The 25,406-nt window shown below is 72.0% G+C and carries 25 protein-coding genes; 15 read left to right on the forward strand and 10 right to left on the reverse strand.

Going from position 1 to position 25,406, the window contains the following annotated elements:
* Window positions 1-108: 108 nt before the first annotated feature.
* Entirely contained in the window at window positions 109-576 is a 468-nt protein-coding gene (locus tag ACFP1Z_RS19680; RefSeq protein ID WP_390317812.1) for a MarR family winged helix-turn-helix transcriptional regulator, read from the reverse strand.
* Between the two features lie 91 nt (window positions 577-667).
* On the opposite strand from ACFP1Z_RS19680, the gene ACFP1Z_RS19685 reads away from it, so the two are divergent.
* Genes ACFP1Z_RS19685 through ACFP1Z_RS19700 form a run of 4 tightly spaced genes read left to right on the forward strand, consistent with a single transcriptional unit; the run spans window position 668 to window position 5,305 of the window.
* Window positions 668-2,335 carry an alpha-keto acid decarboxylase family protein gene (locus ACFP1Z_RS19685; RefSeq protein WP_390317814.1) on the forward strand — a complete coding sequence of 556 codons (1,668 nt, stop codon included), beginning with the start codon at window positions 668-670 and terminating at the stop codon, window positions 2,333-2,335.
* A gap of 11 nt (window positions 2,336-2,346) precedes the next feature.
* A complete protein-coding gene (locus ACFP1Z_RS19690) occupies window positions 2,347-3,192 on the forward strand; it encodes a (Fe-S)-binding protein (RefSeq protein WP_390317816.1) in 846 nt (281 codons plus the stop codon).
* A complete protein-coding gene (locus ACFP1Z_RS19695) occupies window positions 3,189-4,679 on the forward strand; it encodes a lactate utilization protein B (protein WP_390317818.1) in 1,491 nt (496 codons plus the stop codon). The genes ACFP1Z_RS19690 and ACFP1Z_RS19695 overlap by 4 nt, the downstream gene beginning before the upstream one ends.
* Window positions 4,676-5,305, forward strand: coding sequence for a LutC/YkgG family protein (locus ACFP1Z_RS19700; RefSeq protein ID WP_390317820.1), 630 nt, complete (start codon window positions 4,676-4,678; stop codon window positions 5,303-5,305). Before ACFP1Z_RS19695 ends, ACFP1Z_RS19700 begins: the two co-directional genes overlap by 4 nt.
* 79 nt (window positions 5,306-5,384) lie before the next feature.
* On the opposite strand, the gene ACFP1Z_RS19705 is transcribed toward ACFP1Z_RS19700, so the two are convergent.
* Window positions 5,385-6,014, reverse strand: coding sequence for a response regulator (locus ACFP1Z_RS19705; protein WP_390317822.1), 630 nt, complete (start codon window positions 6,012-6,014; stop codon window positions 5,385-5,387).
* Window positions 6,014-7,258: a sensor histidine kinase gene (locus ACFP1Z_RS19710; RefSeq protein ID WP_417801285.1), complete on the reverse strand. Its 1,245-nt coding sequence runs from the start codon at window positions 7,256-7,258 to the stop codon at window positions 6,014-6,016. The genes ACFP1Z_RS19705 and ACFP1Z_RS19710 overlap by 1 nt, the downstream gene beginning before the upstream one ends.
* A 169-nt stretch (window positions 7,259-7,427) precedes the next feature.
* Between ACFP1Z_RS19710 and ACFP1Z_RS19715 the strand changes: the two genes are divergently transcribed.
* The gene (locus ACFP1Z_RS19715; RefSeq protein ID WP_390317826.1) at window positions 7,428-7,970 is read left to right on the forward strand and encodes a GlcG/HbpS family heme-binding protein; all 543 of its coding nucleotides are present in this window, start codon (window positions 7,428-7,430) and stop codon (window positions 7,968-7,970) included.
* Between the two features lie 71 nt (window positions 7,971-8,041).
* On the opposite strand, the gene ACFP1Z_RS19720 is transcribed toward ACFP1Z_RS19715, so the two are convergent.
* From ACFP1Z_RS19720 to ACFP1Z_RS19740, 5 genes are all read right to left on the reverse strand, one after another.
* A complete protein-coding gene (locus ACFP1Z_RS19720; protein ID WP_390317828.1) occupies window positions 8,042-8,431 on the reverse strand; it encodes a type II toxin-antitoxin system death-on-curing family toxin in 390 nt (129 codons plus the stop codon).
* The gene (locus tag ACFP1Z_RS19725; protein WP_390317830.1) at window positions 8,428-9,003 is read right to left on the reverse strand and encodes a GNAT family N-acetyltransferase; all 576 of its coding nucleotides are present in this window, start codon (window positions 9,001-9,003) and stop codon (window positions 8,428-8,430) included. Before ACFP1Z_RS19725 ends, ACFP1Z_RS19720 begins: the two co-directional genes overlap by 4 nt.
* Window positions 9,004-9,067: 64 nt before the next feature.
* A complete protein-coding gene (locus ACFP1Z_RS19730; RefSeq protein ID WP_390317832.1) occupies window positions 9,068-10,255 on the reverse strand; it encodes an alpha/beta hydrolase family protein in 1,188 nt (395 codons plus the stop codon).
* Between the two features lie 285 nt (window positions 10,256-10,540).
* Complete coding sequence (rox, locus tag ACFP1Z_RS19735) at window positions 10,541-11,968, reverse strand: rifampin monooxygenase (protein ID WP_390317834.1); 1,428 nt, start codon at window positions 11,966-11,968, stop codon at window positions 10,541-10,543.
* A gap of 283 nt (window positions 11,969-12,251) precedes the next feature.
* Window positions 12,252-12,755, reverse strand: coding sequence for a DUF2505 family protein (locus ACFP1Z_RS19740; RefSeq protein WP_390317836.1), 504 nt, complete (start codon window positions 12,753-12,755; stop codon window positions 12,252-12,254).
* A 237-nt stretch (window positions 12,756-12,992) separates the two neighbouring features.
* Here ACFP1Z_RS19740 and ACFP1Z_RS19745 point away from each other — a divergent pair, with 237 nt between their 5' ends.
* From ACFP1Z_RS19745 to ACFP1Z_RS19780, 8 genes are all read left to right on the forward strand, one after another.
* Complete coding sequence (locus ACFP1Z_RS19745; RefSeq protein ID WP_390317838.1) at window positions 12,993-13,769, forward strand: hypothetical protein; 777 nt, start codon at window positions 12,993-12,995, stop codon at window positions 13,767-13,769.
* 148 nt (window positions 13,770-13,917) lie between these two features.
* Window positions 13,918-14,535 (forward strand): class F sortase, encoded by a 618-nt coding sequence (locus ACFP1Z_RS19750; protein WP_390317840.1) that lies wholly within the window; start codon window positions 13,918-13,920, stop codon window positions 14,533-14,535.
* Between the two features lie 60 nt (window positions 14,536-14,595).
* Window positions 14,596-15,441, forward strand: coding sequence for a carbonic anhydrase (locus ACFP1Z_RS19755; RefSeq protein ID WP_390317842.1), 846 nt, complete (start codon window positions 14,596-14,598; stop codon window positions 15,439-15,441).
* A gap of 304 nt (window positions 15,442-15,745) precedes the next feature.
* Window positions 15,746-16,537, forward strand: a complete 792-nt coding sequence (locus ACFP1Z_RS19760) for a hypothetical protein (RefSeq protein WP_390317844.1) — start codon at window positions 15,746-15,748, stop codon at window positions 16,535-16,537.
* Window positions 16,534-17,271: a response regulator gene (locus ACFP1Z_RS19765; protein ID WP_390317846.1), complete on the forward strand. Its 738-nt coding sequence runs from the start codon at window positions 16,534-16,536 to the stop codon at window positions 17,269-17,271. Before ACFP1Z_RS19760 ends, ACFP1Z_RS19765 begins: the two co-directional genes overlap by 4 nt.
* 7 nt (window positions 17,272-17,278) lie before the next feature.
* Complete coding sequence (locus tag ACFP1Z_RS19770; protein WP_390317848.1) at window positions 17,279-18,538, forward strand: HAMP domain-containing sensor histidine kinase; 1,260 nt, start codon at window positions 17,279-17,281, stop codon at window positions 18,536-18,538.
* 122 nt (window positions 18,539-18,660) lie between these two features.
* Window positions 18,661-19,920, forward strand: a complete 1,260-nt coding sequence (locus ACFP1Z_RS19775) for an MFS transporter (RefSeq protein ID WP_390317850.1) — start codon at window positions 18,661-18,663, stop codon at window positions 19,918-19,920.
* Between the two features lie 126 nt (window positions 19,921-20,046).
* Window positions 20,047-22,269, forward strand: a complete 2,223-nt coding sequence (locus ACFP1Z_RS19780; RefSeq protein ID WP_390317885.1) for a HelD family protein — start codon at window positions 20,047-20,049, stop codon at window positions 22,267-22,269.
* A 34-nt stretch (window positions 22,270-22,303) separates the two neighbouring features.
* Here the strand turns inward: ACFP1Z_RS19780 and ACFP1Z_RS19785 are convergent, their stop codons facing one another.
* On the reverse strand, window positions 22,304-22,618 hold the full coding sequence (locus ACFP1Z_RS19785; RefSeq protein ID WP_390317851.1) for a hypothetical protein: 315 nt from the start codon (window positions 22,616-22,618) through the stop codon (window positions 22,304-22,306).
* 300 nt (window positions 22,619-22,918) lie between these two features.
* Here ACFP1Z_RS19785 and ACFP1Z_RS19790 point away from each other — a divergent pair, with 300 nt between their 5' ends.
* On the forward strand, window positions 22,919-23,437 hold the full coding sequence (locus ACFP1Z_RS19790; RefSeq protein ID WP_390317853.1) for an RNA polymerase sigma factor: 519 nt from the start codon (window positions 22,919-22,921) through the stop codon (window positions 23,435-23,437).
* Window positions 23,438-24,226, forward strand: coding sequence for a hypothetical protein (locus ACFP1Z_RS19795; protein WP_390317855.1), 789 nt, complete (start codon window positions 23,438-23,440; stop codon window positions 24,224-24,226).
* A 119-nt stretch (window positions 24,227-24,345) separates the two neighbouring features.
* Here ACFP1Z_RS19795 and ACFP1Z_RS19800 read toward each other — a convergent pair whose 3' ends face one another.
* Window positions 24,346-25,308 carry a phosphotransferase family protein gene (locus ACFP1Z_RS19800; protein ID WP_390317857.1) on the reverse strand — a complete coding sequence of 321 codons (963 nt, stop codon included), beginning with the start codon at window positions 25,306-25,308 and terminating at the stop codon, window positions 24,346-24,348.
* Between the last annotated feature and the right edge of the window lie 98 nt (window positions 25,309-25,406).

Below are 25,406 nucleotides of genomic sequence, written 5' to 3' on the forward strand. Positions count from 1 at the left end.
GGGTACCTGAGAAGGAAGCCAGACAGGTATCTCAAACCCCACTAAGAGCTTTTTAAGAGCACGGATCCACTGCCGGGACGGCCGCCTCCGGCGGTTGCCGGCGCGTGTCTACCGGGCGTCCGGGAGCCGGTCGGCCAGCGTGCTCCAGGCGTCCCCCGCGAGCACGGTCATGACCTCGCGCCACGCGGCGGCCTTCTCGGGGCCGACCGCCTTGAGCGCGGCGCCCAGACGGCCGCGCTGTCGCCCCAGCTCGCGTTCGAGGCGTTCCCCGGCGGGGGTGAGCCGGAGTTCCTTGCGCCGCCGGTCGTCGGCGGCGGGGACCGCCTCGATCAGCCCTTGGCCGACGAGGGTGCGCAGCGGGGCGTTGATCGCCTGTTTGCTGAGGTCGAGGATGCCGAGCAGCTCGCCGACGCTCATGCCGGGCATGAGCGCGAGGAAGAACAGGATCCGGTGGTGGGACCGGTTGAGCCGGTGCTCGGCGAGGGTGGCGTCGGGCTCCTCGTTGTACTCGCGGTAGGCGAGATAGAGCAGGCACAGGTCCCGGTCCGCGACGGTCGGGCGATTTGGGTCAAGCATGTTGACATATTACCCGGGGCGGGCCTACCGTGGGAATAGGTCAATGTCCTTGACCTATCGATGACTGTTGGTGTGTGGAGGAGCGATCGCCATGGCCCGTGTCCCGCTCGGTGACTATCTGCTCGATCGGCTGTGTGAGCTGGGGATCGAGCACGTCTTCGGAGTCCCCGGTGACTACAACCTCGGCTTCCTCGACAGGATCCTGGAACACCGCAAGCTCACGTGGATCGGCAACTGCAACGAGCTCAACGCCGCCTACGCGGCCGACGGTTACGCCCGCCGCCGCGGCGCCGCCGCCCTTGCCACCACCTTCGGGGTGGGCGAGCTCTCCGCGGTCAACGGCATCGCGGGCAGTTACGCCGAGCAAGTACCGGTGCTCGCCATCACCGGCATGCCCGCCACCGATGTCGTCGCGGCGGGAAAGCCCGTGCACCACACCCTCGCCGACGGGAACTACGACCACTTCGGCCGCATGTTCCAGGAAGTGACGGTCGCACGCGAGACCCTCACCCCGGAGAACCCGACCGCACAGATCGACCGGCTGCTGCGGGCCATGTGGCACGGGAAGCGCCCCGCCCACCTCAACTTCCCCGCCGATCTGGTCACTCTGCCTGTCCCCGCGCCGGACGCCCCCCTGCTGGCCACGGAAGAACGCCCCGCGGACTCCGCCGGGCTCGCGCAGTTCCTCGCGCACGTGGCCGAGCTGCTGGCGGACGCCGAGAGCGCCACGCTCCTGGCCGGGTACCAGATCGACCGGTACGGCCTGACCGGAGCGCTGCGTACGCTCCTGGAGGCGGGAGCCCCGATACGCGCCTGTGTCCTGGGCAGCGCCCGCGGCACGGTCGCCGAGAACGCCCCGTACTTCGCCGGCGTGTACGTGGGAGCGTTCAGCGGCAAGGAGACGAGAGCCGCGGTCGAGGACGCCGATCTGCTCATTCTCGCCGGCGCCAAGGCCACCGACACGGTGACCGGCGGATTCACGCACAGCTTCGCCCCCCTGCGGACCGTCCAGCTCTTCGAGGGACACGCGACGGTCGGGCACGCCCGCTACGAGGGCATCTCCCTGAGCAACGCGCTGGCGGGGCTCACCGCCCTGTTCTCCAGCGCCGGACACCTGAGGCCGCCGGCGCCGGCTGCCGTCCCGGGCCGTCACCGGCAAGCGGAAGAAGGACCACTGACCCAGAATTCCCTGTGGTCGCGCATCGAGTCCTTCCTCCGGCCCGGCGAGGTGCTCCTGGCCGAGCAGGGCACGAGCTTCTTCGCGGCCCAGGACATCACACTGCCCGAGGACGGCACACTGATCGCACAACCACTGTGGGGCTCGATCGGCTACACCCTGCCCGCGACCCTCGGTGCCCAGCTCGCCGTCCCCGACAAGCGCTGCGTCCTCGCCATCGGTGACGGCTCGCTCCAACTGACCGCGCAGGCGCTCGGGACGATGGCCCGTTACGGAGCGGCCCCGGTGGTGATCGTCGTCAACAACGACGGCTACACCGTGGAGCGTGCCATCCACGGCGCCACGGCCCCGTACAACGACATCGCCGCCTGGGACTACACCGCCTTGCCCGCGGCCTTCGGCGCGGCCGACCGGTCCGTCTGCGTCCGGGCCACGAACGGCGAGGAGCTCGACGCCGCCCTCACCGAGGCCCGGCGCAACCCGGACAAGCTGGTGCTGATCGAGGCCGTACTGGACCGGGACGACTCCCCTGAACTGCTGTCCGCCATCTGCCGGCGCTTCGCCGAACAGAACAACTACTGAGAGCAACAACCGTGCGTATCTCGCTCTTTGTCACCTGTGTGAATGACGCGGTGTTCCCGAACGCGGGCCGTGCCACCGTCACGCTGCTGGAGCGTCTCGGCCATGCGGTCGAGTTCCCCAGATCCCAGACCTGCTGCGGTCAGATGCACCTCAACAGCGGCTATCCCGATGACGCCCGGTCGCTCGCGCGCAAGTTCGTGGCGGACTTCGCCGACGCCGAGGTGATCGTGACCCCCTCCGGGTCGTGCGCCACCGTCATCCGGCACCACTACCCCGAATTGGCGCGCGGTGACATCGAATTGGAGGAGAAGGTCGCGCAGATCGTGCCGCGTACCTACGAGTTGACCGAGTTCCTCATCGACGTACAGGGCACCGCCGACATCGGCGCCCACTTCCCGCATTCGGTCACCTATCACCCGTCCTGCCACTCCCGGCGGATACTGAAGCTGGGCGACCGCCCGGAGCGCCTCCTGAAAGCCGTGCGCGGACTGACGTACGTCCCCTTGCCGGACGCCCAGGAATGCTGCGGCTTCGGCGGCACCTTCTCGGTGAAGAACCGCGCCGTGTCCGCCTCGATGGCCAACCTCAAGGCCCGCAACGTCGTCGACAGCGGCGCGGAAGTCCTGTGCGGCGCCGACAACTCCTGCCTGATGAACATCGGCGGGACCCTGAACCGGCAGGCGGGCGCGGCGGTCACGACCATGCACATCGCCGAGATCCTGGCTTCCACCGAGGAGGACGACGCCATCCGCCACGCGACCACCTGGGCCGCCGGCCCGTCCCGCCGCTGCCCGGGACCCGGCTCCGCCAGCAGCCCCACAGTGTGCGACTCCGAACCGAGCGGGGTGACCCGATGAGCCTGACGTTCATGGGGATGCCGAAATTCTCCAGGACCGCCGACCAGGCCGAGAACGACACCGTCCTCAAAGGCAATATCGCGCACGCGACCCGCATGATGCGGAGCAAGCGCGCCCGGGCCTTCGCCGAGGTCCCGGACGCCGCGCAGCTGCGCGACGCGAGCGCCGCGATCAAGGACCACACCATCCGCCATCTCGGCTCCTACCTGCGCCAGTTGGAGAAGTCGGTGATCGACCGCGGCGGCCACGTGCACTGGGCCGAGAACGGCGAGCAGGCCGCGGCGCTGATCACCGAGCTGGTACGCGCCAAGGGAGCGCGGGAGGTCATCAAGAGCAAGACGATGATCAGCGAGGAGATCGGCCTCAACGAAGCGCTCACCGAGGCGGGGATCACGCCCGTGGAGACCGACCTGGGCGCGTTCATCAACCAGCTGCGCGAGGACCACCCCTCCCACATCATCGCCCCCTCCATCCACCTCAACCGCTCACAGGTCCGCGACACCTTCGTGAGCGAGATGGCCAAACACGGCCGCCCCGCGCCCGAGGACCTGACCGACCATCCCGAAGAACTCACCGAGGCCGCACGCATCCACCTCAGGGAGAAGTTCCTGCGCGCGACGGTGGCCATCACGGGCGGCAACTTCGCCGTCGCCGAAACCGGCACGCTCCTCACCTTCGAGGGCGAGGGCAACATCCGGATGTGCAACACCCTGCCGGACACCCTGATCTCGGTCATCGGCATCGAGAAGCTCGTCCCGACCTGGCAGGACCTTGAGGTCTACCTGCAAATGCTGCCGCTGTCGGCGGTCGGCGAACGACAGGCCACCTACACCTCGATGTGGTCCGGCGTACACGACGGGGACGGGCCCACGGAATTCCACCTCGTCCTCCTCGACAACGGACGCACCAACGCGCTGGCCGACCCGGTCGGCCGCCAGGCACTCCGCTGCATCCGCTGCTCGGCCTGCCTCAACGTCTGCCCCGTCTTCGAGCACGCCGGCGGCGGCCAGGTGTACGGCGCGGTGTACTCCGGACCGATCGGAGCGATCCTCACCCCGCAACTGGGCGGCATGTCCAACGAAGTGGAGCGCTCACTGCCCTACGCCTCCTCACTGTGCGGCGCGTGCAGCGAGGTCTGCCCGGTGAAAATCGACTTCCCGGAAGTCCTGCTGCACCTACGGGCCAAAGCAGCGCGCGGCCCCGGCCACACCATGGAACGCCTCGCGATGAGCGCCTCGCGCGAGATGTTCGCACACCACCGCGTACTCGGCGCCGGCCAGCGCGCCGCCGGAGTGTTCGGCAACAAGGCGGCCGCACTGCCGCTGCCGGGCCCGGCGAAGAACTGGAAGGGCTCGCGCAACCTGCCCGAACTGCCCGGCACCTCCTTCCGCCGTTGGATGGCCGAGCACGAGAAGGAACTCCGCAAGCAGGCAGCAGCAAAGCAAGCAGAAGCAAAGCAAGCAGAAGCAAAGGAAGACACCCAGTGACCGCCCGCGCGAACATCCTCCGGAAGGTCGACGACGCGCTCGCCGACGTTCCCGCCGAGTCCTGGAAGGAAGAGATCCCCCGCGCATACCTGCGCAGCGCCCCGCCGGACATCGAGGAATTCCTCACGCACAACCGCGCGTACGGCACCCGCGTCCACCGCGTCACCCCGGACCAGCTCGCCGCAACAGTCGCGCAGGTCGTGGCCGGTCACCACGCGCGGACCCTCGCCGCGCCGGGCGACGCCCCCAAGCAATGGCTCGCCGCGATCCCGATGACGACGACCGTACTGCCGGACACACCAGGCGCACCGATCGAGCCCCTGGCAGCAGTGGACGTCTCGATCACCGGCTGCGCGGTGGCAGTGGCCAAGACCGGCGGTTTCGCCGTCAACGGCGGGCCGACCCAGGGCCGACGACTGCTGAGCCTGCTGCCCGACCGGCACATCGTGGTCATCATGGCCTCGCAGATCGTCGGCACCCTGGCCGAAGCACTGCAACACCTCACCCCCGACAGGCCGGCGGCGTGGATCGCGGGTCCCTCCATCACGGCGGACATCGAACTCACACGTGTCGACGGCGCGCACGGCCCGCGCACCCTCGACATGATCCTCGTCGAGGACCACTGAACCGGCCCACCGGCTGTGGCACCGCCGGCGCGACCGGCACACCGCTCGGGCGTCGTCGAGGGCCTCGTCGGCAAGCATGTCACGGCAGCAGGCGCTGCTCCTTCGCCACGGCGACCGCTCCGGCCCGCGTCTCGACGCCGAGCTTGTCGTAGATACGGCCCAGATGGGTCTTGACCGTGGCCTGGCTGATGAACAGCGCGCGGGCGATCTCGCGGTTGCCCAGCCCCTGGGCGAGCTGGCCGAGGATGTCGAGTTCACGAGCGGTCAGCGTGGGGCGGGCCGCGCCGCGCATGTGGCTCATGACGCGGCTGGCGACGGGCGGGGAGAGGGCGGTACGGCCCTGGGCGGCCGAGCGGATCGCGGCGAAGAGCTCTTCCGGGCGTTCGGCCTTGAGGAGATAACCGGTGGCGCCCGCGGCGATCGCGCGGGTGATGTCGGCGTCGGTGTCATAGGTGGTCAGCACCAGGACGTGGACACCGGTGGCCGCGATACGGCGCGTGACCTCCACGCCGTCGATCCCGGGCCCGAGCTGGAGATCCATCAGCACCACGTCGGGCCGCAGCCTCGCCGCGACCGCCACCGCCTCCTCGCCGTCACCGGCCTCGCCGACCACCTCGATGTCGGGCTCGCTGCCGAGCAGGGCGAGCAGTCCGGCGCGTACCACGGTGTGGTCGTCGCAGAGCAGGATACGGACCGGGACGTCGGCCATCACGCGCACTCCAGGGGGATCGCGGCGGAGATCACGGTGCCCTCGCCCGCCGTCGACTCGACGGTCAGCGTGCCGCCGAGCTGCCGGGCACGCGCACGCATCGCCGGCAGCCCGTGCCCCCGGGCCCCGGAGACGTCCGCGGTGCCCGCGGACGTGTCGAAACCGCTGCCGTCGTCGGCGATGTCCAGGACCAGCTGGTCACCGAGGCAGGTGAGGGTGAGCGTCGCCGTGCCGGCACCGGCGTGCTCACGGACGTTCGCCAGCGCGCCCTGGGCGATGCGCAGCAGCGCCGAAGCCGTGCGGTCGGGCAGCGGGCAGGCGGGCGTGCCCTCGATCACGCACCGGACGGCGAGCCCGCCCGGCTCCCGCGAGGCGCGCGAGGCCAGCGCCCGCAGAGCCTCTTCCAGGCCCCCGTTGTCGGCGAGGTCGGCGGGCGCGAGATCGTGGACGAGGCGGCGGGCCTCCGCCAGATTCCGTCCGGCGATCGAGGCGGCGCCACGGAGGTGGCGGCGGGCGGTACCGGGGTCGGCCGTCCAGATCCGGTCGGCCGCCTGGAGCAGCATCTGCTGACTGGACAGGCCCTGGGCGAGGGTGTCGTGGATCTCCATCGACAGGCGCTGGCGCTCGGCGAGGGTGCCCTCGCGGCGCTCGGTGGCGGCCAGGTGGTTCCGCGTACGGATCAGGTCGTCGATCAGCTGCCGCTGCCGTTCGCCCTGCCGCTGCATGTGGACGAAGACAGCGGTGGCGATGGCGGCGACGGCGGGCGGGGCGAGGACCAGGTTCGGGTCGAAACCCCCGTCCGACAGCTTGAGTTGGGCCGCGACCACGAAGACGGTGAGCATCCCCACGAGCGCGAGCGCCGCGCGCGGAGGCAGGGTGCGCAGACCCGTGAAGAACAGCGGCACCGCGCACCACGCGAAACTCGGCGCCATCACCACCAGCACCGTCCACACGGCCACGACCGCTCCCAGCCAGACGAGCCCGTGCGGCGTGGGAGAGGACAGCGGGGCCGGACCCAGCACGTACAACAGCGCCAGCCCGGCGCACAGCGCGATGATCCACGACGTGTGCGGGCTGCCGGGGTGACGGATCAGGAACCTGGCCAGCGAAGCACTGAGCAGGAGGAAGAACGCGACGTGCATGACGAGCGCCATGTGCCGCTCCCCGCGGACCGTGGCCTCCTCACCACCAGGGCCGCCGGCCCCCGCCCGCACGGGGTCCGCGGTCTGCTGTGCCGACGGCATGGCTCGCCGCATCGAACTCTCCTCAACCTGCGCATACGCACCCATCCTGTGGTGGTACGGCCATCCTCGCATCAACCGATCGGATGACACGGCCGTCGGCCGTCACGCCCCGCACGAGCAGCCGGTGGGCCGAAGACCACCACGGGGAGCCGACCGCAGGATCGGATCCATGACCAACACCCGCAAGATCCTCGTCACCGCCACCGCCGTCCTCGCCGCCGGAGGCGTCGGCGCCGTCGCGGCGAACGCCGCCGCCCCGGCCGCCGCGGCCAAGACCCCGGTCACGGCCGACACCGCCGACCGGAACCTCAACCAGTCCACCCACCTGACGATCGCCGCCGCCACCAAGGCCGCCCAGGCCACCCTGGACGCCGCCACCAAGGAAGGGCAGAAGATCTCCGTCGCCGTCGTCGACCGCAACGGCAACACCCTCGTCACCCTCCGCGGCGACGGAGCGGGCCCGCAGTCCTACGCCTCCGCCGAGAAGAAGGCCTTCACCGCCGTCTCCTGGAACGCACCCACCTCCACCCTGATGGGCCGCCTCTCCCAGACCCCGAACCTCAAGGACATCCCCGGCACCCTCTTCCTGCCCGGCGGCGCCCCCGTCCAGGCCAAGGGCGCCCCCGTCGCGGCGATCGGCGTGGCCGGCGCACCGAGCGGCGACCTCGACGAGAAGTTCGCACAGGCCGGAGTCGCGGCGCTGAACAAGTAACGCCGCCCCCTCCGCACCTCACCCGCCGGCGCTGATGACGACCCTCCTCGGTCCGGGCTTCGACCCGGGCTTCAGCCCGGGGTCGTCATCAGCTCCCGCAGCCCCCGCGCGATGTCCGCGACCTCGCGGACCGCGCCCGTCGTCACCCCGATCACCAGGCGCTCCGCCGCGTCGATGTCGGGGCGCAGCCCGATGCCGTTGAGCGTCAGGAAGGTGACGCAGGACAGCCAGGCGGTGCGCTTGTTGCCGTCGAAGAGAGGGTGGTTGATCGCGAGGGCCTGGAGCAGCGCGGCGGCCTTGTCGACGACGTCCGGGTGGACCTGCTGCCCGTACATCTCGGCCGCCGGACGGCCGACCGCGGACTCCAGCCAGCCGGCATCGCGCAGGACCAACTCGGTCTCACCGCAGGCCGGTTCGGCGACGATCAGGACGTCCTGCGCATCGAGGTAACGGACCGTCATTTCAGTCGCTCCAGAAGCTCGTGCCATATGACCGCCTGTTCACGGGCGATCCGCCGGACGTCGGCCCGGTGCGCCTCCCCGCCGGCGGACAGGCGCTTGACCATGAGACGTTTCCTGCGGCCGTCGGGGAGGACCGCGCCGTGCGGCCCGGTGTCGCGCAGGCCGTGACGGCGGTAGAGCGCGGACGCGTGCTCGTTGCCGGGCATGACGGTGAGGTGAAGGCGCTCGGCACCCCGGTCGGCCGCCCACTGCTCCACCGCCCGCACCAGACGGTCCGCCACACCGCGGCCCCGGGCGGCGGCCGTGACCCAGAGGGACCTCAGCTCGGCGGTACCCGCTTCGGTGCCGGGGACACCGGCGGCCAAACCCACGGGCCGGCCGTCGAGTTCGGCGACCAGGCTGCACGAGCCCGGAAGCTCCAGGCGGGCGCGCCAGCGCTCCTCCCGGTCCCCGTCACCCTGCCAGTCGGTGAGACGCGAACCGAAGGCGTACGGGGCCTCCGCGAGCGCGGCGAGCCGGAGCTCGCGCCACAGCGGCCAGTCGTCGGGGGTCAGCGTCCTGATGTCGGTCACGAGGACAGGGTCTCCGCCCCGGGCAGGGCAGGACAACGGATTTTCCCGCAGCGGCCCGTGCGGTCTACGGCGTGCACCCCGGCACGGCACGCCCCCCATGGGCCGCGAGGAACGCCAGGACATCGCACACCGACCGGCCGAGAACCTGGTCGTGGTCGCTGCCCGGATAGGCGCGGTCGGTGATGGCGGGGGACCCCAAGGCCCGTAGCCTGCCGACGACTTCGGCGGTCCACTGCGCGGGAACGTCGTGGTCCTGCCCGCCCTGCACCACCAGCACCGGATCCTGGATCGCGGTACGGTCCGGGTCCCCGTGCGCGCTCAGCTTCCCGCCCAGTTCCGTGATCTGTGCCGGGCCGAGCGGCAGCATCTGCTCGGTGGTGACACGGGCCAGCGCCGGATAGCCGGCCTTCAGACACGTGCCCAGTACCTCCTGGGCGGTCCCCGCCGCCGAGGGCCCGACGAGTCTGCGGACGTCCACGGACGGGTCGGTGGCGCCCAGCCCGGCCAGCGAGTACAGCACGAAGGACAGCGCGGACGACTCGTGGGCGGCGATGACCCCCGGCAGCATGGCCCCCAGGTGACTGGCCGGCGCGATCGCCACCCCGCCGGCGAATCGCAACTCCGGCGCGCGCCGCGCCGCGTTGGCCGCGAACAGCGCGGCCTGCCCGCCCTGCGAGTGCCCCATGGCGAACCACACCGGTGACAGGCCCGGCACCAGGCGGTGCGCGGCGGTGACGATGTCCACGACCGCGTTGCCCTCGTCCGCGCCCACCAGGTACGTGTGCATCCCGGGCGTGCCGAGCCCCGGATAGTCGCTGGCGGCGACCGCGTAACCGGCCCGCAGCAGCCGCCGCACCTGCCGCGCGTAGACGGCGGACCCGAGGTCGGCGGCCTGCGACGGAGCGCACTGGTCCGCGACCCCGGTGGTGCCGTGCGCCCACGACACCACCGGCAGGCCGCCCTCCGGCGCCGGGCCCGCCGGCAGCAGCACGGTGCCGCTCACCGGGATGTCCGTCCCGTGCGCGTCGACCGAGTGGTACAGCACCGTCCACCGTCGCGCGCCGTCGAAGAGCGGCGCGGGGCCGTGGTCGGTCGCGGCGATCAGGGCACCGGGAGCCGCGGGCGGCAGTGGCCGGGGCACCTGGTAGGTGTGCCCCGCGAGCCGCACCGCGGCGACAGGGCCTGCCGCTTTCGGGGCGTCGGAGCCGCACCCCGACGCACACGTGACGGCCGCCAGCACCGTGGCGGCCACGGCCGCCGCGCAGCGGTGCGCCCGGCGGCGCCGAAGGCCCGGAGCGGCGGCAACGGCCCGTACTGCGCCCGGAGTTCGGGTGTGTACGGTGCCCCGGCCGCTGTCGGCTATGCCCACGGGGCGGGCTCTCCCGGGCGTGCGGCCCGGTCGCGGTGAGGGGTGCGCATGCCCCCAGCCTGGGTTCCGCCGCGCCACCGCGCAGGTTCGTGGCGTCCGGACGGGTGACCCGCCGGCCCGGTCCGGCGCGTCCGGCGAAGGCACTCCGCCCGGGCCGTCACCGCGCGCTCAGCGAGCGGCAGCGCCGAACCACGTCGGCAGCCGGTCGAGCAGCTCCCGTTGGTCCTCGCCGACCCACGCCACATGGCCGTCGGGCCGCAACAGCACCGCGGGGACGTCGAGTTCCTCGCTGGTGCCGACGACGTGGTCGACCCGGTCCGTCCAGCCCTCCACCGAGAGCCGGCCGGTCTGGTCGAGCAGCAGCCCGCGCCCGGCGTGCGTCAGCTCGTAGAGGCGGCCCTGCTTCAGCTGCACGTCCCGCATCCGCCGGCCGAGCAGCGCGTGGCCCTCGCCGAAGTCGTAGCGGACCGCGATCGCGGTGATCTTCTCGATCAGGTACCGGTTCACCTCCTCGAAGTCGGCCAGTTCCGACACCAGCCGCCGCACTGCCCGGGCGCCCGGCTCGGTGGACATCAGCTCCATCTGCGCGCGGGTGTTGTCCAGCACGTCGGCGGCCACCGGGTGCCGTTCGGTGTGATAGCTGTCCAGCAGCCCCTCCGGCGCCCAGCCGCCGGTCTCGGCGGCCAGTTTCCAGCCGAGGTTGAACGCGTCCTGCACGCCGAGGTTGAGCCCCTGCCCGCCGACCGGCGGGTGGATGTGCGCCGCGTCGCCGGCCAGCAGCACCCGGCCGACCCGGTAGCGCTCGGCCTGTCGGGTGGCGTCGCCGAAGCGGGAGAGCCAGCGCGGTGAGTGCACGCCGAAGTCGGTGCCGGCGTACGCCCGTAGCTGCCGCTTGAACTCCTCAAGCGTCGGCGGGACCGCGCGGTCCTCGGCCACCCCCTCGGCGGGCACGATGACGCGGTACCGCTCGCCCCCGACAGGCCCGATGCCGAACCGCAGCTGGGTCTTGCGGACTTCGGCCACGACGGCGGCCACCGTCTCCGGCGGCGCCGCCACCTCCATCTCGCCCAGCAGCGTCTCGGCCCGGGCGGGCTCGCCGGGGAAGGCGACGCCGAGGAGTTTGCGCACCGTGCTGCGGCCGCCGTCGCAGCCGACGAGGTAGCGCGAGCGCAGCACGGTCCCGTCGGCCAGCTCGGCGGTCACCCCGTCCTCGTCCTGACTCAGCCCGACCACTTCAGCGCCGCGCCGGATCCCGGCACCGAGCTCGGCGGCACGCTCGGCCAGCAGACGGTCGATGGTGGGCTGCGGGATGCCGAGGACATATCCGTGCGCGGTGTCCAGCCGCTCGGGCGCCGGCTTGGCGATGGCGGCGAAGAAGCCGCCGACCGGATACTTCTTGCCGTGCGCGAGGAACCGCTCCAGCAGACCGCGCTGGTCCATCACCTCGATGCTGCGCACGTGCAGCCCGAGCGCGCGGACGTACGCGGCGGGCTCCGCCTCCTTCTCCAGTACGAGCACCCGCACGCCGTGCAGCCGCAACTCGCTCGCCAGCATCATGCCGGTCGGTCCGCCGCCGACGACGATCACGTCGAACATGAAATCCCCCATGTGGTGTCCGGCCGGTCGCTCCGCACCGAATGCGCGCGACGAATCCCTGAATTCCCGTGGATTCCGGCCTCGGCCGACGATTGTGCGGCACGACCGGGGCCTTGCGGCAAGGCCCCCAGTGCGCTATATGTTGAGCATGGCGAGGAGCGGACAATCTCCTCGCCTTTGTCGTTGCCGCGCGGGCTCCCCCGCGTGGGGCGACGGCCGACGGAACCCGTGCTGGTACGTACGGGCTCCGCGGTCCCCGCCGCCCCGGCAGCAGCCGTCCCGCTCAACTTCCCGCAGTCAGCCGCTCGTTGAGGGCCTCGCCGAGTTTCCGCCAGTCGTTGCGGCTGCTCTTCACGGCCGTCGACTCCATGAGGCCGCCCACACCGAAGACCTTGCACGCGATGAGGGTGTCCGCGACGAGCAGGCTGCCGCCTTCCGGCGCCTCCTCGACCCGTACCGTCCCCTCTTCCCTGATCTTCTCCGCCAGGGTCGAGGGAGTCCTGCGCCACGCCCAGGTGAGCCGGCCCGGGTCGAGCCGGCTCTCCTCGGTCTCCTTGAAGCCCGGGCCGAGAAGCTTCAGCACCGGCGCGGGCGCGTTCATCGGCGGGATCAGGGACACCTCGCGTATCAGCAGCCCTTCCGCGGACTCGCGCCGCCCGGTGACGGTCCACTGCGCGTACTTCAGCCGGTTGCGGTACAGGTCTTCGAGGAAGGCGTCGTCCGTGAGGAGCGCCCAGACGGCGGACGCGGGGCCGTTGACGTTCAACTGCACTGAGAACTCGGTCATGTTGCCACGTTATGCGGGTCCCGCCCCGGGCGTGGCCGTTGACGGTATCCGGCCTGATCCGTCCGGTCGGCGGCAAAGGCCGACCCCGCCTCGCGATGGGCTTCCGCGCAGCTCATGAGCGTCTTCTGTTACAGAACCGCCGTGGTCCCGAGAACCGGCCCGCGTAGCTTCCTTCATGCCTTGAACGTCAAAGACGAACAAGGCACGCCAACCGGGCAAATGTAAAGGACTTCTGTCATGGCCGTCTTCCACCGACGCAACCTCGTACGTACCACCGCGACCGCTGCGCTCGTCGGCTCCGCGCTGCTGCTGCCCGCGTCGGCGGCGTTCGCCGCCGACGGCCCGGCCGCGCCGGCGGCCGGCTCCGCGGATGCGCCGTCCTACCCGGCAGCGGACAAGCCCGCGTCGGACGCGCCGTCCTACCCGGCGGAGAAGCCCGCCGAGAAGCCTGGCGAAAAGCCCGCGGAGAAGCCTGCCGAGAAGCCGGCGCAGAAGCCGGCGAGCAAGCCCGCGAAGGCCCTGAAGATCACGAACAAGGCCGTCGGCAAGAGCAGCATCACGTACACGCTGAGCTCCGGCGACAAGGCCGAGCTGTTCTGGGCGGCCGATGCCACGCCCAGCGTCAAGCTGACGGGCGGCGGGGCCGAGGGCCACCTCGGCTTCCCGGCCCCCGCCGAGACCGAGCTCGTGTCGAAGGCCGGCGTGACGTTCCACCTGATGATCCCCGCCACCGGCAAGGAGCAGCCGTCGGTGGAGGCCACGAAGGGCAAGGACAGCCTCCGGCTGGAGTTCCCGGCCGACCCGCAGGCCGGCAAGGGCGGCAAGGGCGGAAAGACCGCCAAGGGCGAGAAGGGCAAGACCGTCCCGCGCGGCGGCGTCAAGGCCGGTGCCGAGGGCGTCCAGCAGAGCGACGACACCGTGCTGCTGGCGAGCGGCGGCGCCGCGGCCGCGGCCACCGCTGCGGGGCTGGGCTTCGTCGCCCTGCGCCGCCGCAAGGCCGGCTCCCGCGTCTGACCCGGCCTGCCTTCGGGTCAGACACCCATGAGCCCCGGGCCGGGGCGGGCCGGTCATTCCTCGGACCGTCGCCCGCCCCGGCACCGGGCCGCCCCTGTCGTCGCCGCACCTCGCCTTCGCGGCACCCCTTTCACGTCCTGGAGTTCTCGTGCGTCCCTCCGCCACACCCCGACTCGGCCGTCTCGCCGCCGGCGCGCTCGCCCTCGCCCTCAGCGGCGGTCTCGCGGCCTGCGGCAGCGGTGACACACCCGCCCCCGACGTCACGGTCTCCAACGCCGCCGCCCCGGGGACGGCCCAGGAGGCGGGCACGCCGATGAAGCCGTCCGAGCCCACCCGCCTGCAGATACGGTCCGCGGGCGTCGACGCCGGTCCGGTGCTGCCGCTGAAGCTGGACAGCACGGGCGAACTGGGCGTGCCCCCGGTCGACAAGGCGGACAAGGCCGGCTGGTACACCGGCGGCGTGACCCCGGGCGAGAAGGGCCCGGCCGTGCTCGTGGCTCACTACGACACCGCCAAGGGCCCGGCCCTGATGAAGAACGTCAAGAAGGTCAAGATCGGCGACACGATCAAGGTCGGCCGTGAGGACGGCACGACAGCCACCTTCACGGTCCGCGAGATCGAGCAGGTGGACAAGAAGAAGTTCCCCACGGACAAGGTCTACGGGGACACGAGCGGCCCCGAACTGCGCCTGCTCACCTGCGGCGGTGCGATCGTGGACGGGCACCGCGCCGACAACATCATCCTCTACGCCAACCTCGTCAAGTAGCCGTCGTACACGGGCGGAAAGGCCCCCGCCCCTCTCCCTCTCTCAAGAAAGCGTCGTGCGATGAACCCTTCCGCCCGTTCCCCCCGCCGTGCGACCCTCCTCGCCGTGGTCCTGGCGTCCACGATCACCCTCGGCGCCTGCTCCGCCGTCGACGGCGACAAGCCGAAGCCTCCCGCCGGCGCGTCCGCGAAACCCGACCAGGACAAGAGCGGGAAGCCCGCCGCCCACTGGTCCTACGAGGGCGCGGAGGGCCCCGACAAATGGGGCGACCTGGGCCACGGGTTCGGCACGTGCACAACGGGCCGCGAGCAGTCGCCCATCGACCTCACACCGGGCACGGCACAGAAGAAGCCCGCCGCCATCACCGTCGACTACAAGCCGGCGCCCGTGAAGCTGGAGAACAACGGGCACACCATCCAGGCCAACGTGCCCGCCGGCAGCAGGATCACCGTCGACGGCGCTCCCTACGAACTCCAGCAGTTCCACTTCCACCTGCCCAGCGAGCACACCGTCCAGGGCAAGGGCACCACGATGGAACTGCACTTCGTCCACAAGAACGCCCAGGGCCGGCTCGCCGTCCTCGGCGTCCTCATGGAGGAGAAGCCCGGCACCTCCGCGTTCGCCGCCCTGTGGAAGTCCCTGCCGGACCGGGAGGGCAGGACCGTACAGACCGCCCAGGCAGTCGACCTGAACAAGCTGCTGCCGGCCCAGCGCGCCGGCTACCAGTACGCGGGCTCGCTGACCACCCCGCCCTGCAGCGAGGGCGTCAAGTGGACGGTGCTCAAGGAGACCGTCGCCGTCTCCCCGGACGAGGCCGCCGCGTACCGCAAGCTCTTCCCCAAGAGCAACCGTCCCGTCCAGCCCCAGCACGACCGGGAAGTGCTCGTCTCGGACCCGCAGTCCTGATGCCGGGGGCCGCGCCGCTGCCGCCCCGGAGACTACTGGCCGGTCACCTGGCGCTTGGTAGGCTCCGTCGACAGCGGGCCCGAACCCGGACGGTCGCGCACACGCCCGGAGAACCGTGGCCGCTCACCGCTCCACGGGGCCGGTCCGCGCGGCCTCCCGATCCGTCCCGTCGGCCGAGCCCGCTTTCCGTACCCCCGTACCGAACCTCCACACGCCGAACCGCACCCTGCCGCGCCCCGCGACGGCCCTCACCGCGGACAGGCCCGAGCCACGCCCCCCGCACGACGTACGAGAGGAGGAACCGATGCCCCAGCGCGCCGCCCGCCCCCGCGGACGCCGCCGCCCGGCCGCGCGCGCCGTCGCCGGGGCGGCCCTGGCCGCCGCGCTCCTGGCCGGCTGCGCGTCCACCACGTCGGTGGTGGACGCCGGGGAGACCACCAGCGCACCGCCGCTGCCGGAGAACCTGTGGAACGTTCCCCCCAGGACGTCGCCCTCCGCCTCGCCGGAAGGGGCTCCCCCCTACCAGCCCGAGCCGCTGCCGGGACTGACCCTGCCGTCGGGCGGCGACCTGCGCGGCGTGAGCGCCCAGGAAGTGATCGCGAATGACCCGAACGTCGACCGGGAGTACAAGCAGTCCGTGCAGCGCTGCACGTCGGGCTCCGGCTGCGGACTGCGCCGCCCCGAGCTGCGGGACATCACCGGGGACGGCAAACCGGAGCTCCTGGTGGTCATCGACCCCGACCCGCGCCTCCAGCCGACCGACGGGTTCAGCCCGGAGCTGGAGACGCTGCTGTACGTCTACTGGTCGGACGAGGGCCGCGTCCACCAGATCTACGCCAACGCCCTGATGGAGAACACCCAAGTGGACATCCAGGGGCGGGACCTCGTCATCCGCCAGACCCGGGAACCGGGCTGGCCCGGCGGGCTCCGTACGGTCACCACCGACCGCTACCGCTGGAACACGGAACTGCGCCAGCTGGAGCAGAACTCCACCGTGACCGCCCCCGCACCCGGCAACCCGCCGAACAAGCCGACCTCACCCTCCCCGAAGTCCTCCCCGAAGCCCTCCCCGAAAGCAGCGTCCGGCACATCATGAGCACACCCCCGCCCCCCGCCCCGGACACCGACCCGCGCGTCCTGGTCGTCGAGGACGACGACGTGATCCGCGAGGCCACCGCGGTCTCCCTCAACCGCCTCGGCTTCGACGTCACCGCCGTCGCCGACGGCGCCTCGGCCCTGGCCCGTTTCAAGGCCGAACCACCGGACGCGGTGGTCACCGACGTGATGCTGCCGGAGCTGGACGGCGTGAGCCTGACCCGCTCGATCCGCGAACACAGCACCGTCCCGGTACTGATGATCTCGGCGCGCGGAGACGACATCGACGTCATCGCCGGCCTGGAGGCAGGCGCCGACGACTACGTCACCAAACCGTTCCGCTCCAACGTGCTCGCGGCCCGGCTGCGCGCCCTGATGCGGCGGGCCGCCCTGCACCCACCGCAGGACGCCGCCCCCGCCCCGGAACCGGCGGCAGCCGCGCCGCCGCGCGACGTCCGCCGCGTCGGCGACCTGGAACTGGACGCCGGGTCGATGGACGTGCGCGTCAACGGGCAACTGACGCCCATCACCCCGACAGAACTGCGCCTCCTCCTAGAACTGACCTCGGTCCCCGGCACCGTGCTCAGCCGGGAAACCCTGCTCAGGGAGGTCTGGGACTACGCCTGGGGCGGCGACACCCGGGTGGTCGACGTCCACATCCAGCGGCTGCGCGCCAAGATCGGACCCGAACGCATCGTGACGGTCCGGGGCTTCGGCTACAAGATCGTCGGCTGATTCCGGCATGCCCTCCAGCGCCACGCCCACGAGCCGCCGCGGCAGGACCGGCGGCAGCATGCACTGGCGGGTCGCCGCGCTCATCGCGGCCGTGGCCTGCGTCCTGGCCACCGCGCTGGGCGTCCTCATCAACGCCACCTCCGCCCGACAGCGCCTGGACCTCAACCGCAGCATCGTGCTCGGCCGCCTGGAACAGGCACTCCAGACCTACGCCCAGACCTCCGCCGTCACCGGCGACAACGTCGCGCTCGACGCCCCGGGCCTGCCGCCCGAACTCGCCCGGAGGGTCGCCGGCGGCCGCGTCGCCACCCAACTCGTCGAGGGCCCCGACGGCCCCGCCCTGTGGGCGGCGGCACACATCGGCTCGCACACCCTCTCCGTCCGCAGCGACTACCGGCTCGAACGCAGCGCGGACGACCGCTTCGCCCGCAGCACCGTCGTCCTGGCCGTCGGCAGCGCGGCCGCCGTCTCCCTCGTCGGCCTCTTCCTCGCCAAACCGCTCAGCGCCCGGGTCCGCAGGGTCTCGGCGACCGCGCGCCGCATCGCCGACGGCCGCCTCGACGCCCGTATCGGACCCGTCCAAGGCTCCCGCGAAGTCACCGAACTCGCCGCCTCCGTCGACCAGATGGCCGCCGCCCTCCAAGAACGCCTCCGCGCCGAGCAGCGCTTCGCGGCCGACGTCACCCACGAACTGCGCACCCCCGCCGCCGGTCTGCTCGCCGCCGCCGAGATCCTCCCCGACTCCCACGAGGCCGGCCTCGTACGCGACCGGGCCGAGGCACTGTGCGACCTGATCGAGGACCTCCTGGAGGTCTCCCGGCTCGACGCGGACGTCGACACCGCCACCCTCGAACCCCACCACCTCACCGAAGTGCTCCAGCGGGCCATCGCCTCCACCGGGCTCCCCGCCCGCCTCGACGTCGAGGACGACACCGCCGTACTGACCGACCCGCGCCGCCTGGAGCGGATCGTCGCCAACCTCCTCGCCAACGCCCACCGGCACGGCGAACCCCCTGTCACCGTCACCCTCCGGCACGGCACCGTCGTCGTCCGGGACCACGGCCCCGGCTACCCGGCCGCCCTGCTCGCCGAGGGACCCCGCCCGTTCCGCACCGGCACCCCGGAACGCGGCAAGGGCAGCGGCCTCGGCCTGACCATCGCGCAAGGCCACGCCGACCTCATCACGGCGGAGTTGACCTTCGCCAACGCCCCGGACGGCGGCGCGCGGGCCACCGTCACGCTCCCGCTGGACGACGCCGGGACCTGACGGCCCCCCGCGCCGGCGGACGGCCACGACAGCGTCCGTCCCCCAGCACGGATGTCAGTCCGTGAAGATACCGTCGCTCCGGTCAGCATGTGGCTGTCTGGATCGACGAGGGGGCGCGGGGCATGAGGGGCAGACGGGCACTGGGGCGGCGGTTCGCGTGGCTGTGGGCGGCCAACGCCGTCAGCACGTACGGCACATGGCTCGGGTTCGGCGCCTTCCCCATGATGGCGGTCCTCGTGCTCCACTCCGGGCCGGCCCAGGTCGCGGCACTGTCCGCTACGGGGCGGGCAGTCGGGGCCGTGGCCGCGGTACCGCTCGGCCCATGGGTGGAGTTCCGCCGCAAACGCCCGGTCATGATGGCGACGGACCTGATCCGTTGCGCGGCCCTGCTCAGCGTCCCCACCGCGTTCGCTCTCGGCCTGCTCGGCTTCGCCCAACTCCTCGTCGTGTCCGTCACCGTCGCCGCGGCCAACATCGCCTTCAACGCCGCCGCCGGCGCGTACCTCAAGGCACTCGTGCCACCGGAGGACCTGCTCGTCGCGAACAGCCGCTTCGAGTCCACGACATGGACCGCGACCGTGATCGGACCACCGCTCGGCGGAGCCGCGATCGGCATGTTCGGCCCGGTGACGACCGTCGTGGCCGACGCCGTCAGCTACCTGCTCTCGGCGCTGGGCCTCCGCGCCATCGGCGGGACGGAACCGCTCCCCGTACGGACCGGTGCGCCGCGCCTGCGAGCAAGCGATCTGCTCGAAGGATGGCGCCACATCCTCCACCACCCCGCGCTGCGCCCCCTGTTCTTCAACAGCGTCGTGGTCAACGGCCTGATCATGGCGACCGAGCCGCTGCTCGCCGTACTCCTGCTGGGCCGCCTCGGGTTCGCGCCCTGGCAGTACGGTCTCGCGTTCGCGGCGCCCTGCGTCGGCGGCCTCGTCGGCTCACGCCTCGCGCGCCGGCTCGTCGCGCGGTGCGGTCCGCACAAGGTGATGCTCACCGCCGGGGCGCTGCGTGCCTGCTGGCCCGTCGGACTGGCATTCGTCCGGCCCGGTGTCCCCGGGATCGTCCTCATCGTCGTCGTCCAACTCGGCCTGGTGACCTGCTGCAGCGTGTTCAACCCGGTACTGGCCACCTACCGGCTCGACCACACCGCCCCCGACCAGGTCGCCCGCACCCTGACCGCGTGGTCGGTCAGCAGCAGCGCCGCCATCGCGGCCCTGACCGCCCTGTGGGGCGTGCTCGCCGCCGTCACCGGCCTGCGCACCGCGATCGCGGCCGCCGGAATCCTCCTCCTGGCCACCCCGCTGCTGCTCCGGCCCGGCGCGCACGCACCCGGCACACACGGGCGGCCGAGCAGGCATGAAAAAACCCCGGACCGCATTTGACGGACGGGGCATTCCAGTGCGTATATTGGAAAACTCTGCGCTCTGCTGAACGCAGCCCAAAGAAGCACTTGATGAAGACATCGTATCGGGGCGGGAGTCGAATTGTCAAACGAGCCGAACGAGGAATTGCGGCACGAGCAGGAATTCATCGACCTGCTCCACGCACGCCTCACCGAACTGAGGGCCGAGGCGGAGGCCGGCATGCGCGCGGCGCTCGCTCCCACCGGAAGCGGCCGGCAAGCACTGCTGGAGCGCGACGTGTTCGTGGCCGAACGGTCCGGGCTGCTCGCCGCCTTCGACGCGGGGGAGCGGGGCCTGTGCTTCGGCCGCCTCGCCTTCCGCGACGGCCGGGACCACCACATCGGCCGCATCGGGATGCGGCGCGACGACGCCGACCGCACCCCGCTGGTCGTCGACTGGCGGGCCGAGGTGGCGCGCCCGTTCTACCTCGCCACCGGACACACCCCCATGGGGCTGCGCCGCAGGCGGCACATCACCACCGAGGGGCGCGTGGTCACCGCCCTGCACGACGAGATCCTCGACCTCGCCGACAACGAGCGTACGGGGCACGAGGGTTCGGACGCGGACGCCGTCCTGCTCGCCGCACTCGACGCGGAACGCACCGGCCGCATGCACGACATCGTGCAGACCATCCAGGCCGAGCAGGACCGGATCATCCGCGCCCCGCACCAGGGCGTCCTCGTCGTCGAGGGCGGCCCGGGCACCGGCAAGACCGCCGTCGCGCTGCACCGCGCCGCCTACCTGCTGTACGCGCACCGCGAGCAACTGGCGCGCCGCGCCGTGCTGATCGTCGGCCCCAACCCGGCCTTCCTCGGCTACATCGGCGAGGTACTGCCCGCGCTCGGCGAGACCGGCGTCCTGCTCGCCACCCCCGGCGAGCTCTTCCCGGGCGTGACCGCCACCGGTACCGACTCCCCGGAGGCCGCCGAGGTCAAGGGAAGCGCGGCGATGGCCGACGCGCTCGCCCGGTACGTCCGCGACCGGCAGTCCCTGCCCGACCCCGTGACCGTGATCGAGCACGAGGACGGCGAGCTGGTGCTGGACGCCGAACTGGCCGACCGGGCACGGCAGTACGCCCGGGAGACCAGGCTGCCGCACAACCTCGCCCGCCCGTACTTCGCCTTCCGCGTCATCGACGGCCTCACCGCCCAACTCGCCGACAGGATCGGCGCGGACCCCTACGGCGGACCCAACTTCCTCGGCCCGGACGACATCGCGCAGCTCGGCAAGGCCATCGCCGCGAGCCCCGAAGTGCACCGCGCCGTCGACGAGCTGTGGCCGGTCCTCACCCCGCACCGACTCGTCGCGGACTTCCTGGCCGAGCCCGCGCACCTGCCCGAGGCCGACGCGGCCGCCATCCGCCGCGACAGCGGCGAGTGGACCCCGGCCGACGTCCCGCTGCTGGACGAGGCCGCCGAACTCCTCGGCCACGACGACGCGGCCGCCCGCGCCGCCGCCGAGGCCGAGCGCCAGGAACGGATCTCCTACGCGCAGGGCGTGCTCGACCTCTCCTACGGATCCCGCACCCAGGAGTTCGAGGACCGCGGCGACGAGGACTCGGAGGTACTGGCCGCCCACGACCTCGTCGACGCGGAGCGGCTCGCCGAACGGCACGAGGAGACCGACCACCGCACCGCCGCCGAGCGCGCCGCCGCCGACCGCACCTGGGCCTTCGGCCACGTCATCGTGGACGAGGCACAGGAACTGTCCGCCATGGCCTGGCGGTTGCTGATGCGCCGCTGCCCGACACGCTCCATGACACTCGTCGGCGACCCCGCCCAGACCGCCGAACCCGGTGGCTGCGGAGCGTGGGAGACGATCCTCGCGCCGTACGTCGGCGAGCGCTGGGAACACGTCCGCCTCGGGGTCAACTACCGTACGCCCGCCGAGATCATGGCACTCGCCGCCGACGTCGTACGGGCCGGCAACCCCTCCTTCGCGCCACCGAGCTCCGTCCGCTCGACCGGAGTCCGCCCCTGGGCCCGGCACGCGGACGACCTGCCCCGCGCGACCGCCGAGGCCGTGGCCGCAGAACGCCGGGACCGCCGGGAGCACGGCCGCCTCGCGGTGATCGCCCCCCGGGCCCTGCACCCGGCCCTCGCCGCCGCCCTGCCGGACGCCTCCGCCGGACGCACCCCGGACCTGACCAGCCCGGTGGTGCTGCTCGACCCACGACAGGCCAAAGGCCTGGAATTCGACTCGGTGCTCGTCGTGGAACCGGGGGAGTTCGGGACCAGCGACCTGTACGTCGCCCTCACCCGGGCCACCCAGCGCCTCGGCGTGCTCCACTCCGGGGCGCTGCCGCCGGGGCTGGAGTCACTCGTGTGAGCCGTTGACGGACGCGTCCGCCAAGACGCGTCCGTCAATGGGTGTACAGCCACCATGCGTAGCGGTACGAGCTCTGCTCGTACTCGCGCCTGCACTGGTAACTGTGCCAGTCACCGTGTCGCTTGCCCTCCTCGCCGGCCCTGCGACAGGAACTCTCGTCGGAGTACGGGCCGTGCTTGTCCCAGTGACCCTTGACCGGCTCGTTCTCCGACTCACCACTGGCGCTGCTGCTCGCGCTCGGGGAATCCTCCGGCGGAGCCGCGACGGCCGCCCCCGCCGCGCCGGCCAGCAACAGCCCTGCGCTCACCGCCGCGACCACCGGTCCGAGGCGGAAGGCCCTCGAAGTCATGCGATTTTCCCCTCTCCCTGGTACCTGCCCCGATGGTCGACGCGGAACGCGGCCACCGGAAGGCCGGTGCGCCGGGCGTACGGGGGCGGGATCCGCAGGCCGCCCCGCGCGGGCGGGCCTGAACCTCACGCGGCGTGAGGAAGGACGTGCTGCGCACCGTCGCGAGGGCGCGAATGCCGCGCCGTGCGCACCCTGTACGCATCTCTCCGAGCAATGCGCGCACATCCGGTACCCCCTATCCGGTTGGGTGGAGGACGAGGGCCCGAGCGGCCTCTTGAGCACGGTGCGGGGAGGGCAGCGATGAGCCGGGAAGAACCGGAACGGAACCCGGATGCACGGGCCGGACAGCCTACGGCCCAGGACGATGCCGCGGCCGCGCTGCCCGTGGATTTCGTGGCCTTCTACACCCTGCACCATCGCACCTACCTCGACTACGCATGTCTCCAGCTGGGCAGTTGGAGCGCGGCGCGGGACACGGTCGAGCACGTTTTCACGCAGCTCTCGACGCGCTGGCCGGAAGTGCTGCGACAGCCGCATGTCGAGGCATACGTGTTCGCCGCGTTCAAAGAGGAGCTCGCACGACGGCTGCCGCCCGACGGAAAAGGCGCCATAGCGGCCACCGCCGCCATGGCACAGCTGCCCGAACGCTGTTACGACGTGGTCCTGTTGCACTGCGTGCTCGGCTATCCCCAGCAGCACGTCGCCGACTTCTTGGGCGTCTCCTGTGCCACCGTCCGCTCCCACGTCCGCGGGGCACACCGACGCCTGGCCCGCGAGACGGGCATCGACCGGACCACGGAGACGGACGAGGAGAGCTGAATGCCGGAGCACGCACAACAAGACCACGAGCACGGCACCTATGACCTGCGGTCCGGCTTGCAGCGCATTGCCCGCAACGTGCTCCGGCGCCCCGCCGGGGCATCGGAGAGACGTCCGCAGTCCCTCCGCGAGGAGTCCGGCGGCCCGGGCCGTACGTGCGCGCCGCCCGGCCGGAGCGGACCGTGTACCCCGCTGCACGGCCGGGCCGCCGCCGAACTGGGCGCCCTCTCCTCCCGGATCATCTGCGACCCCAGGACCATCGCCGCGATGGCCCTGCTCGTCGACGACCGCGACACCATCGAACCCGCCGGTGCGCTGACCTTCGCCTGCCTGCTCTATCTCACCGACCGTGGCGACGCCGCGGAGTTCTGGTGGCAGTTCGCCGCCGGCGCCGGCTCCGCCACGGCCGCCCACTGCCTGTACCTCCACCACCTCCAGCACAGCGAACGCGAGGCCGCCGGCCACTGGCACGACCAGGCAAGAGAGTTGTACCGGCCGTCGGCCGACTGGGCCCTGGACGGGCCGCCGGGACGGGTCGAGGGCGACGCCTCCCCGGTCGACACCGGCTGGTTCGGCACGGACGTCCTGTACCAGTGGGCCGCCGAGCATGCCGCAGAGCTGGCCTGCGAGCGCGCCCGAGGGATCACGGTGCGGTGGTGGGTGTTCGCCACCCGCCTCACCGACGCGATCGGCCAACTGGAGGTCACCGACGACGATTTCGGAACGATCCCCCGCCCCGCCCCCGCCCTCGCCGCCGAACTCCGGGAGTGCGTCGTCTCCGGGCTGTGACCAGGAGCAGCCGAGGAACGAGGAGCAGAGCCATGCCCGACACCCGCCCGTCCGCCTCACCGAGTGCGGCAGCCGGGCCCGGCGCTCCCCACCGTGTCCGCGCACCGGGCCGCTCTGGTTCAGCCCAGCGCGTCCATCAGGGCGGTGACATAGGCGTCCAGCCGCTCCTCCACCACTCGCGTCGTCAGCTCCGTCCTCCCCGCCTCCCGCCATGGCTGCGCCACCAACTGCAGTTCTTCCGAGAACGCCAGCCCGTCCCGCACCTGCCAGTACAGCCGCTCGCTCGCGGCCGCGGCCAGCATCCCGCCGGCCTCCTCATACGCCTCAGGGAACCGCAGACCCCACGCCGGGCCGTGCAGCAGCGCGAGGTTGACCGAGCAGTGCGCCACATCGAGATCCGCCGGACCCCAGGAGGTCGCTGCCCAGTCCACGACACCCGTGATCCGGGCACCGGCCGGATCCGAGGGCGGCACGTCGAACAGCACGTTGCCGGGTTGGAAGTCCCGGTGCAGGAAACGCCCTTCATAGGACGGCACGGGCCTGCGGATCACGTCGATCGCCGCGGCCCATGCCGCCGCGTCGGCGCCCCGCGGAGTGACGACAGTGTCGGCGGTCGTCAACGCCACATACTTCCGGGGCCGTTCGGCCGGTCGCACCGCGTGGACCGCCACGAGCTGACGGGCCAGCAGGGGAACGCGCGTCTCCAATCCCTCGTCGTCGAGGACCGTCCGGCCCGCCATATGTGTCATCAGGAGCGACGGATACTCGCAATACGCGGCGGTCGGATCAACCGCGACCAGTCCAGGAGCCGGCACGCCGGTCCCCGCGAGCAGGGTCAGGGCGCCGGCCTCCCTGCTCAACGAGTCCTCGGCACACTCCACACGGGACGGATCGACGAAGGTCCGCAGCACCAGATCACGGGTACCTCCGTCCCGCGTGCCGATGGTCAGCCTCCGCATCTCGGCAGTGATACCGCCGTGCAGCGCCTCGGCCCTGACGACCTGTTCGCCGACCTCCAGGTGCCGCTCCACCCAGGCCAGGGCCAACGGTTGGACAGCCGCTGCCTCACCGTGCTCGGTCACCGTGCCACCTCAGCATCCGGAGGGCGGCATGCGCAACAGCTTTTCTTGAGGCGAGGGCAGCACTGCTCAGCCGGAAAAGTCCCCGTACAGCGGAATCC

The sequence above is a fragment of the Streptomyces gamaensis genome (assembly GCF_042656465.1).
Classification (GTDB): domain Bacteria; phylum Actinomycetota; class Actinomycetes; order Streptomycetales; family Streptomycetaceae; genus Streptomyces; species Streptomyces gamaensis.